11 protein-coding genes are annotated in these 14,596 nt (G+C 70.3%); all 11 read right to left on the reverse strand.

Annotated features, from left to right (window positions below; all coding sequences use genetic code 11):
* Nucleotides 1-4: 4 nt before the first annotated feature.
* Complete coding sequence (locus WMF29_RS39775; RefSeq protein ID WP_437325295.1) at nucleotides 5-184, reverse strand: hypothetical protein; 180 nt, start codon at nucleotides 182-184, stop codon at nucleotides 5-7.
* Complete coding sequence (locus tag WMF29_RS39780) at nucleotides 177-3,419, reverse strand: efflux RND transporter permease subunit (protein ID WP_437325296.1); 3,243 nt, start codon at nucleotides 3,417-3,419, stop codon at nucleotides 177-179. Before WMF29_RS39780 ends, WMF29_RS39775 begins: the two co-directional genes overlap by 8 nt.
* Nucleotides 3,420-3,429: 10 nt before the next feature.
* Nucleotides 3,430-4,746, reverse strand: coding sequence for an efflux RND transporter periplasmic adaptor subunit (locus WMF29_RS39785; RefSeq protein WP_437325297.1), 1,317 nt, complete (start codon nucleotides 4,744-4,746; stop codon nucleotides 3,430-3,432).
* The gene (locus WMF29_RS39790; protein WP_437331215.1) at nucleotides 4,743-5,921 is read right to left on the reverse strand and encodes a TolC family protein; all 1,179 of its coding nucleotides are present in this window, start codon (nucleotides 5,919-5,921) and stop codon (nucleotides 4,743-4,745) included. Before WMF29_RS39790 ends, WMF29_RS39785 begins: the two co-directional genes overlap by 4 nt.
* Before the next feature lie 221 nt (nucleotides 5,922-6,142).
* Nucleotides 6,143-6,472 (reverse strand): hypothetical protein, encoded by a 330-nt coding sequence (locus tag WMF29_RS39795; RefSeq protein ID WP_272102588.1) that lies wholly within the window; start codon nucleotides 6,470-6,472, stop codon nucleotides 6,143-6,145.
* Between the two features lie 188 nt (nucleotides 6,473-6,660).
* Nucleotides 6,661-7,470 (reverse strand): thioesterase II family protein, encoded by an 810-nt coding sequence (locus tag WMF29_RS39800; protein WP_437325298.1) that lies wholly within the window; start codon nucleotides 7,468-7,470, stop codon nucleotides 6,661-6,663.
* A gap of 66 nt (nucleotides 7,471-7,536) precedes the next feature.
* A complete protein-coding gene (locus WMF29_RS39805) occupies nucleotides 7,537-9,153 on the reverse strand; it encodes a (2,3-dihydroxybenzoyl)adenylate synthase (RefSeq protein WP_437325299.1) in 1,617 nt (538 codons plus the stop codon).
* Between the two features lie 36 nt (nucleotides 9,154-9,189).
* The gene (locus tag WMF29_RS39810; protein ID WP_437325300.1) at nucleotides 9,190-9,921 is read right to left on the reverse strand and encodes a VOC family protein; all 732 of its coding nucleotides are present in this window, start codon (nucleotides 9,919-9,921) and stop codon (nucleotides 9,190-9,192) included.
* Between the two features lie 30 nt (nucleotides 9,922-9,951).
* Nucleotides 9,952-11,097: a Gfo/Idh/MocA family oxidoreductase gene (locus WMF29_RS39815; protein ID WP_437325301.1), complete on the reverse strand. Its 1,146-nt coding sequence runs from the start codon at nucleotides 11,095-11,097 to the stop codon at nucleotides 9,952-9,954.
* The gene (locus WMF29_RS39820) at nucleotides 11,094-12,284 is read right to left on the reverse strand and encodes a cytochrome P450 (protein ID WP_437325302.1); all 1,191 of its coding nucleotides are present in this window, start codon (nucleotides 12,282-12,284) and stop codon (nucleotides 11,094-11,096) included. The genes WMF29_RS39815 and WMF29_RS39820 overlap by 4 nt, the downstream gene beginning before the upstream one ends.
* Nucleotides 12,281-14,584: a methyltransferase gene (locus WMF29_RS39825; protein ID WP_437325303.1), complete on the reverse strand. Its 2,304-nt coding sequence runs from the start codon at nucleotides 14,582-14,584 to the stop codon at nucleotides 12,281-12,283. Before WMF29_RS39825 ends, WMF29_RS39820 begins: the two co-directional genes overlap by 4 nt.
* Nucleotides 14,585-14,596: the final 12 nt, after the last annotated feature.

Below are 14,596 nucleotides of genomic sequence, written 5' to 3' on the forward strand. Positions count from 1 at the left end.
CGATTCAGTGGTCGTGGCCATCGCCCTCCCCGTGATCGTGGCCATCGCCCTCCTCGCATTCCTCGCCCTCATGGCAGTTGTCGCCGCCGCAGCCGGCGGCGCTGGCGGCGCTGGCGGCGCTGGCGGCCGACGCCATGCCGACGAGCGCTGCCAGCACGAAAGAATAACGATGTCGCTCAAGCATGGGGATCTCCTCTCTCGATGATGCGTTCGGCCAGGGGAGACGCCAGCGCGGCAACCGCCTCTCTCGCATGAAACAAGCGGTAGAGGGTCGGCAGGATCAGAAGCGTGAGGGCCGTCGACGAGAGGATGCCCCCGATAACGACCGTCGCGAGCGGCCGCTGCACCTCGGAGCCGGTGCCGGTCGCGAGCGCCATCGGGACGAAGCCGAGGGCCGCGACGAGCGCCGTCATGAGCACGGGGCGGAGCCGCGCGATCGAGCCGTGGAAGACGGCATCGTCGAGCGACTCGCCCTGATGGCGCATGTTCTCGATGAAGGTCACCATCACCAGCCCGTTGAGCACCGCGACGCCCGAGAGGGCGATGAACCCGATCGCCGCGGAGATCGAGACGGGCAGCCCGCGGATCCAGAGCGCGAAGATGCCTCCGGTCAGCGCGAGCGGCACGCCGGTGAAGATCAACAAGGCGTTCTTCAGCGTCCCGAAGGACAGGAAGAGCAACCCGAAGATGAGCCCGAGCGCGACCGGCACGACCAGGGCGAGCCGCTGGCGTGCGGCGATGAGGTTCTCGAACTGCCCGCCCCACGCGGTCCAGTAGCCGGCCGGGAGCTTCACCTCCGCGTCGATCCGCTGCTGCGCCTCGGCCACGAAGCTCCCGAGATCCCGCCCGCGCACGTTCGCCTGCACCACGACCCGGCGTTTGCCGTTCTCCCGGCTCACCTGGTTGGGCCCCTCCTCGACGGCGATCTTCGCCACCGAGCCGAGCGGAACGAACGCCGCGTGCTGCTCCGGCCGGTCCGTCGCCGAGGCGGTTCGCGTGGCGGCTTCCGGGCGGTCCGCTTCCGGGAGCGGAACGGGCAGGTTCTGGAGCGCGCGGATGTCGCCGCGGATCGCGTCGGGGAGGCGGATGACGAGGTCGAAGCGCTTGTCTCCCTCGAACACCTCGCCCGCGCTGATGCCCCCGACCGCCGCCTCGATCACCGCGTGCACGTCGGCGATGTTGAGCCCGTAGCGGGCGGCGGCGTCCCGGTCGACGTCGATGGTGAGCACCGGCAGGCCGGTGACCTGCTCGACCTTGACGTCGGCGGCGCCGGGCGTCTTTCCGAGGATGCCGCCGATCTTCTGCGCCTGCTTGAGCATGACGTCGAGGTCGTCGCCGAAGACCTTGACGGCGACGTCGCTCCGCACGCCCGAGATGAGCTCGTTGAACCGGAGCTCGATGGGCTGACTGAACTCGTAGTTCTGCCCGGGAAGGTCCTTGATCACCTCCTCGATCGCCTCCGCGAGCTCCTCCTGCGTCTTCGCCTTCTTCCACTCTCTCCGCGGCTTCAACATCAGGTAGGTGTCGGAGACGTTCGGGCCCATCGGATCCGTCGCGACCTCGGCCGTCCCGGTCCTGGCGAAGATGTGCTCAATTTCGTCGGGGAACCGCTCCTTGAGCACGCGCTCGAGCTGCATCTGCATCTCGACGCTCGTGGTGATCCCGATGGACGGGATCCTCGCCGGCTGGAGCGCGAGGGCGCCCTCGCTCAGCTTGGGCGCGAACTCGCTGCCGAGCCGCGTCGCGACGAGCCCCGAGACCGCGAGCAGGGCGAGCGCGCCAATCACCACCGCGCTGCGGTGGGCGAGGGCCCAGCCGATGATCCGCTCGTAGCCGCGCTTCGCGTGCCGGAAGAGGAAGTTCTCCTTCTCGGACACCTTGCCGGTCAGGAGGAGCGCCACGAGCGCGGGGATGAACGTCATCGACAGGATCGTGGCGCCGGCGAGCGCGAGGACCACCGTCTCCGCCATCGGCCGGAACATCTTCCCCTCGATGCCCGTGAGCGTCAGGATCGGCAGATAGACGATGGCGATGATGAGCTCGCCGAAGATCGTCGCCTTCCGGACCTCCTGCGACGCCTCGTACGCCAGCTCGATCCGCTCCTCGCGGGTGAGCACCCGCCCGAGCCGGTGCTGCTCCTCGGCGAAGCGCCGGACGCAGTTCTCGACGATGATCACCGAGCCATCGACGATGAGGCCGAAGTCGATCGCCCCGAGGCTCATCAGGTTGCCGCTGATCTTGCCCTCGACCATGCCGGTGATGGCGATGAGCATCGAGAAGGGAATGGCGAGCGCGGCGATGAGCGCGGCGCGGACGTTGCCGAGCAGGAGGAACAGGACGACGACGACCAGCGCCGCGCCCTCGAGCAGGCTCCGCTGCACGGTGCTCAAGGTCGCCTCGACCAGGTAGGTGCGGTCATAGACGGTCTTGGCCGTGACCCCTTCGGGGAGCGACTTGTTGACCGACTGCATCCGCTCGCTCACGCGCTGCGAGACGGATCGGCTGTTCTCGCCGACGAGCATGATGGCCGTGCCGATGACGACCTCGCGCCCGTCCTCGGTCGCGGCGCCGGTCCGGAGCTCACGGCCCACGCCCACCTCGGCGACGTCCCCGACGCGGATCGGGACCCCGTCGTGATGGCCGACGAGGATGCGACGGATGTCGTCCTCGCCTTGAACGAGCCCTGTCGCGCGGATCAGGTACTGCTCGCCCTTGTGCTCGATGTAGCCGCCGCCCGCGTTGGCGTTGTTGCGCGCGACGGCCTCCAGCACGTCGCGGAACGACAGGCCGTAGCCGACGAGCTTCGCCGGATCGGGCGAGACCTGATAGAGCTGTTCATAACCACCGATCGAGTTGATCTCGGTCACGCCCGGCACCGTGCGGAGCTGCGGGCGAACGATCCAGTCCTGGATGGTGCGCAGATCGGTGAGCTCGTAGGGTTTGCCGTCGGGCCGCCGGGCCTCGGGCGAGGCCTCGAGCGTCCACATGTAGATCTCGCCGAGCCCGGTCGCGATCGGGCCCATCTGCGGCTCGCCGAGGCCCGGCGGCAGGCTCTCCTTGGCCGCCGCGAGGCGCTCGCCCACGAGCTGGCGCGCCCAGAAGATGTCGGTGCCGTCCTTGAAGATGACGGTCACCTGCGACAGGCCGTAACGCGAGAGCGACCGGACCTGTTCGACGCTGGGGATGCCGCCCATCGCCCACTCGATGGGGAAGGTGACGCGCCGCTCGACCTCGACGGGCGACAGCGCCTTGACCGAGGTGTTGATCTGCACCTGGACGTTGGTGATGTCGGGCACCGCGTCGATCGGCAGACGGTTGAAGTTGTAGGCGCCGAGCGCCCCGACGGCGAGCGTGAGGACCACCACGAGCCAGCGATGGCGGACGGAGAACGCGAGGATCTTCGCGAGGAGGGTGAGCATCGTTTCCTCCTCAGTGCGCGTGGTCGTGGCCTGCCTCGGATTTCCCGAGCTCGGCCTTGAGGATGAAGCTGTTCTTGCCGACGTAGCGCTCCCCCGCGGCGATGCCGTCCAGCACCTCCACGAGCTCGGCGCCCTGCGCGCCTGGAGCCTTCCCCTGGCGGCCAGGCTTGATGGCGCGGGCCTCGAACGCGTCGCCCTCCTGGACGAACACGACGTCTTTCCCCTCGACCCTTTGCACGCCCTCGTACGAGACGACGACCGGCGCGTCGACCCGATCGACGGCCACGTCGGCGGTCACGAACAGGCCGGGCCGCCATGCGGCGCCGGGGTTCTTCAGCACGACGCGCGCCGTCGCCGAGCGCGTCTTCTCGCCGACGACCGGGCCGACATACGTGATCTCGCCGTCCGCGGGCTCCTCGATGCCCTCCGCCCGCACGCGGGCGGTCTGGCCGGCGCGGACGCGGGCGAGATCCTTCGCGTACACAGTGACGTTGACCCAGATCGTCGAGAGATCGGCGACGACGAACGTCTGCGTGTCGTCCTTGAGCACCTCGCCGACGTTGATGTGCTTCTCGATGATCGTGCCGTCCATCGGCGCGATGAGCGCGTACGCGCCCCCCTTGGCCCCGGAGCCGGCGCCGGACGACGCCTGGAGCTTCTGGGCGGCGCTGCGATGCTCGATCTTCGCCTCGGCGAGCGCCTGCTTCGCGGCGAGGAACTCCTTCTCGGCGGCGATCTTCTCCTTCCAGAGCGCCTCTTCGCGGTTGAAGTTGGCCTCCGCGAGCTCGAGCCGCTCCTTCGCGGTCAGGAGCTCCCGCTGGAGCTCCGCGAACTCGCGGCTATCGAGGATCGCGAGCACGTCGCCCTTCTTCACGGTGTCGCCGAGCTGCTTCCTCACCTCGCGCGCCGTGCCGGAGACCCGAGGCGTGACGTGGGCGAGGGCCTCGGCGTTGAGCGCCACTTCTCCCGGGAGCGACACGGTCTCCGCGACCTGGCCCGGGCCGGCAGCCAGGATCTCGAGCCGCGCGTTGTCGAGCGCCTCGGGCGACAGCTTGATCTTGCCCTCCTCGTGCTCGCCCTCTTCGTGCTCTCCCTCGCCGTGTTTGCCCTCGCCGTGTTCGCCGTGGCCGTGTTCGCCATGGCCATGGGCCGCCTCTGCCGGCTCGCCGTGGTCGTGTCCCTCGTGCTCGTCGGCGCCGTGGTCGTGAACCGCGTGGTCGATGAGCAGCGCCCCCTTCACCGCCGCGGCGAGGAGCAGCAGAAATCCCCCGGCCAGCGCCGCGATCTTCGCGCGCGTGAGCTCGATCTTCACCTTGGCGGCGCTCATTGCGGAGACCTCCCCGCCGCGACCAGGAGCTCGATCTTGGCGTTCGCGTGGGCGTGTTCGGCGTCGAGGAGCGCCGCCTGGGCATCGAGCGCCTCGCGGCGCACGAGCAGGGCGCTCGCGAGGTCGTTCTCCCCGAGCTCGTACCCCCTCGTCGACAGCGCCACGGCCTGCGTCGAGAGACCCGCGGCGGGCGCGAGGTGGGCGAGCGCGCTCCTCGTCGCCTCGTAGCGCGCGTAGAGCCCCTGGATCTCCCCCGCCGCGCTGGCCCGGCTCGCTGCGAGGCGGGCGGTCGCGGCGTCGACCTCGGCCGCGGCCGTCGCTACCCCTGCCCGGTTCGCGTTCAGGATCGGCACCGGCAGGGCGAGGCCGATCATCCCGATGTTCGCCTGGTCGTCCCGCTCGTACTGGGCGAGCACGTTGAGCGTCGGCCATCGTCCGGCCTGCTCTCGACCCGATCTGGCCCTGGCCGCCTCCACCGTGGCCAGGGCGGCGCGCACGTCGGCCCGCTGATCGGCCTCGCGGAGCAGCGTCGCGAGCGGCGGCGGGGCCTCCTCGGGCACCAGCGCGCCCGTGACCGCGCCGTCCTTCGACGCCTGGCCCAGCATCGACCGGAGCCCCAGCAGATCGGCCTCGCGCGTTCCCCGGGCGGTCGCCTCGGCGGCGGCGTCGCGCCCCTCCTGGAGGCGCGCGAGCGCCACGTCGAGCTCCGGCACCTCCCCCGCCCTCTTGCGCTTCTCCGACGCGGCGACGAGCCGCTGGGCGAGCGCGCGGCGCTCGGCCGCGAGGGCGACCTGCGCCTCGTCGCGCAGCACGAGCGCGTGCTGGAGGAGCGCGGCCAGCAGGAGGCGCCGCTGCGCCTCGTCGGCGGTCGCCAGCGCGGCGCGCTGCTCCGCCTTCGCGGCCTCGACGCGCGTGCCGCGCCGGCCGCCCAGCTCCAGCGGCCACGACAGCGAGGCCACGGCGGCGGCCGGCCTGCCCCCATCGGGGTTGAATCGGATCCCTCCCATCCCGGACAGGACCGGATTTTCGAGCGAGATGACCCCGGCGGCGGTGACGGCGGCTCCGGCGACCGCAGCCTCGGAAGCGGCGGCGCGCGCGGCCGGCGCAGCGCGCACGAGCTCGGCGATCCGAGCGCGCGTGAGCGGGGCCTCGGCGGCGGCCGCCGCCTCCGGCATCAAGAGGTGGAGAGCAGTCGAGGAAATGACCAACAGACGACGTAAATGCGTACGGAACATGGACGGCAGCCCTCGAGCGCTTCGAGCGCTCGCGCGAAGAACCGCGGTTCTGCCCGGTCAGGATCGCGCGAGGGGGCCGAGCCACGCCCGCGCGGCGCAGAGGCGCTCACGCGCGCCCGCGCTGCGGCCGTGCTCGTGGATGCGAACCTGACGCGGGCGCCTCAAGCGCGCGGGCGTCGGGGTGGCCGTTCGAGGCGGTGGGTGAGGGATCGCCCTGGCATCTCCGGCGGCGTCGATGCGACGATCTCGAAGGCTTCGAGGAGCACGTAGGGCAGCACCTCGGCCAGGGGCAGGGTCATCGGGATGCGCCCGCAAGCGCAGTCGTGGCAGCTCGGCGGACACTCGCGGTGCGGGCGGTCCGGCGCCTCGTCGTGACTCTCTTCCGCCGAGGACGACGCGAGCATCGGGTGCTCGCAGGCGATCGCAATGCCGAGCGCCTGGAGGGTGTGGCCCTGCGCGATGAGGCCGACGACCAAGAACACCGGGAGCACGGCGCAGATCCAGCGAAGGATCGCGCTGCGTGGACGGTGGGGTCGCCGGACGCGGGACATCTGCTGCGAGATTGGAGGAAAGCGGGGCAACCGTCAAGGAAGCCCCTGCTTCGCCGGGGAGATGCGAGGCGGCGCGGTTCAACGGTTTACCCACGGCTTACCCACGTTGCCACCGGCCTGGAGAGATCTCAGGGGAAATAGCTCGAGGGCATCTGCGCCTGTCCGAGGGGCGCCGTCGACCTGGAAGGGAGCCGGAACATGCGCAGCACCTCCGCGACGAACGCCCGTGGATCCTGCGTGATGTAGAAGTGATCGCCAGCCAGCGCGCGCTGCTCGACCCGACCTTCCAGCCAGTGCTTCCACGCCTCCACCTCGTCCTGACGAGCTTCATCGTCGGCGGATCCGTGGAGCAAGAGCGTCGGCGTCCGGAGACGCCTGGTACAGCGATCCAGCGCGAGGCGGTAGCTCTCCGAGGCAAGGAAGTCGCCGCGCAGCATCGGCATGAACACCTCTCTGAGCTGCGCGTCGGTGCGGAATTCCGCGGGACATCCTCCCAGGCGGATCAGCTCCTCGACGAACCCTTCGTCATCGAGCGGGCTGAGCATGCGGCGTGGGATCAGATGGGGAGCGTGGCAAGCGGACAGGACGAGGCCGGCGGGCGCCCGGCCCCACTGCTCGAGCAAGCAGCACGCCTCGAACGCGATCTGCGCCCCCACGCTGTGGCCTATCAGAAGCCACTGGCCGCTCGGGGGCTCCGCGCACAGCTCGTGCGCCAGCTCGGACGCGCTGTGCTGAACGCTCTTCATGCCGGGCTCGTGCAGGCGATGGTCGCGCCCCGGGTAGGTCACGAGGGACGCCGAGACGTCCACATGCGACAGCGCCTTCCAGCTGCGGAAGGCCGTTTGGCTCGCACCACCAAAGGGGCACAGGATCAGGTGCGGGCTGGACTGCGCAGACGCGCTCAAGATGCGGCGCAAACTTCGGGTAGATCTGTTCATGGTCACTCGGGTCGGTGTTGATGTCTCGAGGAACGATCGGCATCTGAACCGAGGCAAAGCCGTCCACTAGGTGGACATGGCGGGCGAGGCGCCACAGACCTGATTGGCCAGGGCCCGCTTGTTGACCTTGCCCACGCTCGTCTGCGGAAAGCTCTCCAGGACCTTCAAACGATCGGGAAGCTTGAACGCGGCCACCCCCAGACGGCTGAGATAGGCGTTCACCTCGGCGAGCGTGGGCGCCTCGCCGCGCGCGATGATGCAGGCACAGGTGCGCTCCCCCAGGGTGGCGTCCGGGACGCCGACGATGGCGACGTCACGGATCGCCGGGTGAGCCATGAGGTAGTTCTCGAGCTCCTCGACCGGGACCTTCTCCCCTCCCCGGTTGATCACGTCCTTGCTCCGGCCTTCCACCACCAGATGTCCGCTGGCGAGCCGCCGCACCAGGTCCCCGCTCCGATAGAAGCCGTCGGCGGTGAACGCCCGACGATTGTACTCCTCCGCGCGATAATATCCTCGGATTGTATAAGGACCGCGGACCTGCAGCTCACCGACCTCGCCGTCCGCCACCTCGACATCCGAGGCGTCGACGATCCTCACCTCGTCGTCCTCGGCGACCGGCCGGCCTTGCGTGTTGATCACGGCGGACTCTCCGTCGTCGAGCCGCGTGAAGTTGAGCAGCCCTTCTGCCATGCCGTAGACCTGCTGGAGCCCGCAGCCGAGGACGGGTCGTACGCGCGCCGCCGTCTCGGCCTTGAGGCGAGCGCCCCCCGCCTGGATCCACTTCAAGCTGCTCAGATCGGCCTGCACCCACTCCGCCGCCTCGAGCCACAGCAGGACGAGCGGCGGGATGAGGGCGGTCACCGTGATCTTCTCCTGTTCGATCAGTCGAAACGCCGCCTCGGGGCTCGGGTCCTTGCAGAACACCACCGTACCGCCGGCGTACAGGGTGCCGAGGGCGCCTGGGCACCCCAGGGCGAAGTTGTGCGCGATGGGGAGGCTCACCAGGTACCGGGTGCTCGCGTCCAGGGCTGTCACATCGGCGCTGAGGCGGACATTGCAGACATAGTCGTCGTGGGTGCGCGGGATCAGCTTGGGAGCGCCGGTTGTGCCTCCCGACAGCAAGAGCAGGGCCACATCGCGCGCGTCCGGCCCGGCCATGATCTCCGCCGGCGCGTCCATCTCGGAGAGCGGCACGAACTCCTCCGCATCGCCCACCACGAGGACATGCCGGAGGCTCGCCACCCGCTTGCATACCGAACGGGCGAGCGCCCGGTAATCGAAGCCGACATGCATGTCGGCGATCACGTACGCGACCGCCTGGGAGAGCTCTGCCAGATGCACGATCTCCGTCGCTCGATGCGCCGGCAGCGCCAGCACCGGGATGGCCCCCATCCGGAACAGCGCGAAGCACAGGGGCAGAAACTCGGCGATGTTGGGCAGCTGAACCAGGACGCGCTGCTCCGCCGCGATGCCGAGCCGGCGCAGCCCCGCGGCCATGCGATCCGCGCGCTCGTCGAGCTCATGGTACGTCCAGCGACGCGCTCCGTCGACGACGGCCACGCGCGCCGGCGTTGCTCGGGCCCGCGTGCGCAGCATCTCTCCGAGGCGCTCGCCTCGCCAGTACCCCGCTCCCCGATAACGATCCACGAATTCAGCGGGCCAATCGACACATCCACTCAACATAGGAGCTCCCTCGCTTCCACCGACGTTCGTCGGCGCTCACTGTCCTGCGCTTCGGTGCGCGCGGCTCGGGTCAGCGTTCGGGCGGGCGGGCAGCACGGCCGCGCCGTGCAGGAGGGTCGGGTCGAGATCGGCGGTCAGGCCGGCGATCTCGATGGCGCGGACCCCCGTCACCTCGGCGGGATCGAGCGCGAACGTCGGGTCGTCACCGACGATCCGGCGCACCGCCTCTCGATGCTCCGCGCGGACACCCATGCGCACCCGGCTGAGCCTTCTGGCCCCGTTCGGATGGCGGTTCTCCCTTGGATGTTGAGGCGGGTCGTACGGGGTCACGATGAACGGGAGACGATCGTTCGCCGGATAGGCAAATTTGAAGCGGATCTCCTGGCCATCGGGCTTCGTCCGTCGCCACCCGATGGCTCTGCCGACGGGGACCCCTGCTCCCCGCAGCGCGGCGAGCTCGCGGTCGAGAGCGTGCGTGTCCACCACGACCGCCACGTCGCAGAAGCCCTCGCCGCCCTCCGACCAGCGGATCATCCGCCGGCCCGAGCCGCGCCCCGCCATCAGCTCGATCGGCCATTTGAACCACCTCGCGCTGCGCGGCGTCGTGAGCAGCTCGACGATGGGGCCTTCCGTGAACCAGATGTGCGCGTGCTGGGCCTTCCTCTCGGGCGTCGCATAATCGACCTTGAACCCGAGCTCTCTGTAGTCGCGCACGGCTTGATGAATGTCGCGCACCCATACCAATACGTGGCTGCAAGAAGTCGCCATGTTCCGTTCTCCCGAGCGCCAGGCGCTCGTTCAATGCGCGCCGCTCCCGGCCGCATCGAAGGCGGCAGCGCGCGCCGCCGCGCGCAGCTCGTCGACAGGGAGCGGCTCCGGGGTCTCCGGACGGATGAGCTCGGGCATCCCGATCCGCTCCGTCAGATCACGCCACGCGAGCGTCACGCCCAGGGCCCACTGGCCGCTGCGGACACGGCGGGCCGGATCGGCGATGTCGCCGCACAGGTCGTGCAAGGCGACGACGACCGCGTCGGGCCACGTCCGCGCGAACACGTCGTGATAGCTGCGCGTGTTCTGGTCGCCCAGGATCGACGTGCTCTCCACGGCGAGGCGGTCGGTGCCGGGGCCGCTCATGATCAGGCGCCCGGTCGGATCGCGCGGCGAGTGCATGCGCGGATTCCAGAGGACGGGGCCGTGGGTGTCGGCCAGGGTCAGCACGCCGGCGTCGCATCCGAGCGAGATGCGGTGCATGAGCAGGGAGTGATTGTCTGGATCCTCGGGGTGGACGTGGTTCTGCACGCGGAGCGTCACGGGCACGCCGCCGATGGTCGCGCTCAGGCTCTGGAACGGCTGGCCCGCGGCCGGCGAGGGCCGGTCGCCTCGCGGCCCGCATTCCGAGAACGACCATGGGCGCAAATCGCCTGCCGCGCGGCCGATCACGTCGAGCAACGGATAGGCGACCTGGCTGTTGCAAGCGGCGTCGATGAACTGGATGCGCTGGCGCTTCCTGATGTACTCGGCCGCCGCAAGGAACTGCCGGATCGGACGCACGTTCGGGTACAGCGTGTTGACCGCGTACGCCGCGCCTCCCCGCTTTGCGGCCTTCAGGCACCCGGTGATCTCCGCGGCGTGAACGGGGTGTTCCTGCAGCACGTGGATCCCGCGCTCGAGCAGCGACTTGGCCAGATCGGAGCCTGGGCCGCCGGTCGCCCCCGAGCGAACCACCACACAGACGATGTCGATGTCGCCGGGGATGTCCTCCACCCGGGTGTAGAGCGGCGCGCCGTAGCGCTCGGCGCACTTCCTGGAGAACTCGCTGCCGCGCCCGAGCACGCCGGCGAGCGTGAACGAGTCCCGCGCCGACGCGACCGCATCGAGGTAGATGCGCCCGAAGGCGGTGCCGGCGACGACGACGCGCTTCTTCTTGCCGCCGCCGGCGCTCACCAGGTCACCTGCATCGTGAGCGGCCCGCGGAAGAACGTCGCGGTCTTCCACTGGACGTCGGCGTGGAGGCGCAGATCCGGCAAGCGGGTCACGAGCGCTCTCAGCGCTTCCTGGAGCTCGACCCGGGCCAGCGACGCGCCGATGCAATAATGCATCCCACAGCCAAACGCGAAGTGCGCCCGCGCGTCTCGATCGAAGTCGAGCCGGTGTGGATCGGAGAACTTGCGGGGGTCGTGGTTGGCCGCGCCGACCGACGCAAACACGGGCTCCCCCGCGCGCACCAGCGTCTCGCCCACCTGGACGTCCTCGGTGGCGTAGTGCGGAAACATCGCAGCGGACGCGACCGGCACGAAACGGAGCAGCTCCTCGACCGCCGGCGCCACGAGGCCAGGATCCGATTTGAGGCGCGCGAGCTGCTCCTGATGGGTCAGGAGCGTGTAGATGAAGTTCGGGATCTGCGAGGACGTGGCCTCGTACCCCGCGATCAGGATGGCGATGCAGAGCTGGACCAGCTCGCGCTCGTTCAGGCGGTCGTCCACGTCGTGGGCCTCGATGAGCGCGCTCATCAGGTCGTCGCCCGGCTCGGCCCGGCGCAGGCGGATCAGCCCCATGATGTACTGGGACAGCTCGCCGAGGTTCCGCTGCGTCTGCTCGGCGGTCTGCGTGTTGGTCGAGAGCAGGGAGTCGTTCCACTCCTTGAACTTGGACTGATCCGCCACCGGAACGCCCAGGAGCTCGCAGATCACGGACATCGGGATCGGCAGCGCGTAGTCCCGTACGAGATCGGCAGGGGGACCTTTGGCCACCATCCTGTCGATCAGCTCGTTGGCGAGGTCGCGGACGTGCGGGCGCAGCTGCTCCACGCGCCGGTTGGTGAACGCCTGGGTGACCAGGTTGCGGATGCGGGTCAGCTCGGGCGGGTCCATCATGACGATCCCGCCGGCGATGCGCGGGAGCGCCCTCGGAGCGTCCGCGCGCTTCGTGGCCTCCTCGCGGCTGAACCTCCGGTCGGACAGCACGAAGCGGACGTCCTCGTAGCGGGTCGCGAGCCACGCCGGCTCACCGTAAGGCAGCTTGACCTTGAGCAGACCCGGCGTTTGCTGAGCGCGGGAGTACGCGGAGGCGAGCGCGATGCCGTCGAAGAGGTTGAACGGATACTGGATGGGGGGATTCGTCGCGGTAGTCATTGCGTTCGTCCTTGTGATGCCGCCGCCGGAAGCGGGCGGGAATCGAAGCGCCGGCGGCGCGCGGCCCAGTCCCGCAGCCGCTCGCGGTCGAGCGCGCCGCCTGCGGCGAGCGGCAGTTCATCCACGATCTCGATCCTGGCGGCGGCTCCCAGGCTCTCGCCGAGATGCTCGGAGAGGCGCTCCGAGGTCAGCAGCGTCCGATCCGTCTTGGTCCGGGCTGCGAACACACGATGGCCGAGCCGCTCCAGCGGGTGGCCGTCCCGGGGCAGCCCGAGGACGCGCTGCAGGCCAGCGCCGTCCAGCGCTGCGTTCCACTGAGGCAGCGAGAGGAAGGTCGACTCCGTCTCGGCCCTGCCGTCGCTGGCGTCGTCCAGCATGAAGGCCTGGGACGCCATCACCCAGAACTCTTCGACCGTGGGCTCGGTCAGGACGAGCCAGCCGCCGGGGCCGAGCAGCTCGTTGAGCCAGCGGAGGGATGCGTCCGTGTTCCGCGCGGCGTTGAGAACGCCCCCGCCGATGATCACATCGAACGAGTTCGGGGTAAAGCCCTGGTCTCTCGGCGCAACGTTGATGTCGTAGAGGCCGAAGCGCACGCACCGGTGCCCGGCGAGCCGCGGGGCAGCCTGATCAAGGAAGTACCTGGAGACGTCGGTGTAGAGGTAGTCGACCTCGGCGCCCGAGAGCTCCGGCAAGAGCGACTCGGAGGTCGCCCCCGTGCCGGCGCCGACCTCGAGCAGCCGGACCGGCCGCTGCCCGGGCCATTCCCTGGCAATCCTGCTCACGAGGAGGCTGACGGCGCGGTGCTGGTACCGGGCCGCGATGCTCTCGCGATACAAGGCCCTGGCGAGATCGGTGCGCCCTTCCGGGAACAAGAGGTGGACGGCCCGCACCGCGCCGGAGATCAGGTCGGGCAATCGGTCGGAATTGCGGACCGCGTAGTCGATCGTGCCGGTCGCGCCGACCGTGGCCAGCCACTCGCCCTTCAGCTCGTCCCATGCGCGCGCCAGCGCGGCGTCCGAGTGGTCGCCGATCGGGCCCACGGCGCTCAGCAGGTCGCCGTCCCGGCGCAGCAGCTTCTGCTCCGTGAGCACCCTGAGCCAGCGGCGGATGAGCGGCCGATGCGCGGCGGCGACCCGCGCCCGCGCGAGCACCTCGTCCACGGTGTGCGCGGCGGCCGTGTCGGTAAAAAGGCCGCTGCGGCCCAGCGCGTTGAGCATCGACAGCAGCGCTGTTCGTCCGAGGCGCTCCACGGCCGCGATCGCCCGGTTCACGTCGGTCCCGGCGAGCTCGGCGTCCAGCGCGGCGGTCACGTTGGCAATCAGGCGCTGTCCGCTCGCGTCCCCGTCGGCGTCGTCGCGGGCACGCTTCGCGGGGATGGCAAAGATCGCCCAGCCATCGCCGTCGGAGGGGATCACCGCCGCCGCCGCCACGCTCGGATGGCTCATCACGAGCTCCGTGATGCGCGTCGCTTCTTGCTCGGCTCTGCGCAGCTCGCGCTCCACCGGTACGAGCCCGGCTTCACCGGCGATCCTGTCCACGAGCTCTGCGCCGAAGACGCGCCGCACGGCCGCAGACGACTCGGCGGACAGCGCTCCACCGGCGCCTGCGCCGGCGTCGTACACGATGCGCCGCAGCGCCCCGAGATCGGCGATCGCGGCCGCCGGGTGAGCCAGGAGGCCGCGCAGCAGCGCCGCTGACACGATGGCGCAGTCCGGGGCCGCTCGCTCGAGGAACGAAAGGGCCTTGGCCGGGCTCGCGGCGCTCGCGTCCACCACGAGATGGTGGACGGCGGCGCCGGCGCTCCAGCTCGCGAACGCCGCATCCCCGCCGAACCCGGCCAGCGGCGAGAGCACCGCCGTGCGCGCAGGCGAAGGGCCGAGCGCGTCGCGCAGGGCAGCCACCGACTCGCAGAACACGGCCCTCGACCACACGAACGATCCGCGAACCACGGAGAACGGCGCGTCGTCCGCCAGGCGGGGCTCGCAGGCGCCCGCCCCGTCGAGCGCGGGCAGGTCGGCGTCGGTGATCCTCAGGACATCGCCGCCGTCGCTCGCTGGCTGCTCGGCGGAGAACCGCGCGCCGAGCAGCATCGCGGCCAGCCGGACGGGCAGGGCCTGCGGCGCGTCTCCGGCGCTCCAGCTCAGCGAGCGGCCCGCGACGGCTCCGCGCTGGCGCAGCGCCGTGACGGCGCGGTACGTGCGGTCGAGGACCTCTGCTCCGGTCCACGCTCGCCCGCTCGACATCAGCGCCGCTCGACTCCCGAGGCGCTCCAGCCCATCGATGATCTGTCTGACTGTCATGGCACCTCGTCC

It is taken from the genome of Sorangium sp. So ce381, from assembly GCF_051473845.1.
In the GTDB taxonomy this organism is placed as follows: Bacteria; Myxococcota_A; Polyangia; order Polyangiales; family Polyangiaceae; genus Sorangium; species Sorangium atrum.

Excerpts from the sequence above, each read along its gene's own strand:
- WMF29_RS39775 (WP_437325295.1), bottom strand. The coding sequence starts at position 184 with ATGCTTGAGCGACATCGTTATTCTTTCGTGCTGGCAGCGCTCGTCGGC.
- WMF29_RS39780 (WP_437325296.1), bottom strand. The coding sequence starts at position 3,419 with ATGCTCACCCTCCTCGCGAAGATCCTCGCGTTCTCCGTCCGCCATCGC.
- WMF29_RS39785 (WP_437325297.1), bottom strand. The coding sequence starts at position 4,746 with ATGAGCGCCGCCAAGGTGAAGATCGAGCTCACGCGCGCGAAGATCGCG.
- WMF29_RS39790 (WP_437331215.1), bottom strand. The coding sequence starts at position 5,921 with ATGCCGGAGGCGGCGGCCGCCGCCGAGGCCCCGCTCACGCGCGCTCGG.
- WMF29_RS39800 (WP_437325298.1), bottom strand. The coding sequence starts at position 7,470 with ATGAACAGATCTACCCGAAGTTTGCGCCGCATCTTGAGCGCGTCTGCG.
- WMF29_RS39805 (WP_437325299.1), bottom strand. The coding sequence starts at position 9,153 with ATGTTGAGTGGATGTGTCGATTGGCCCGCTGAATTCGTGGATCGTTAT.
- WMF29_RS39810 (WP_437325300.1), bottom strand. The coding sequence starts at position 9,921 with ATGGCGACTTCTTGCAGCCACGTATTGGTATGGGTGCGCGACATTCAT.
- WMF29_RS39820 (WP_437325302.1), bottom strand. The coding sequence starts at position 12,284 with ATGACTACCGCGACGAATCCCCCCATCCAGTATCCGTTCAACCTCTTC.
- WMF29_RS39825 (WP_437325303.1), bottom strand. The coding sequence starts at position 14,584 with ATGACAGTCAGACAGATCATCGATGGGCTGGAGCGCCTCGGGAGTCGA.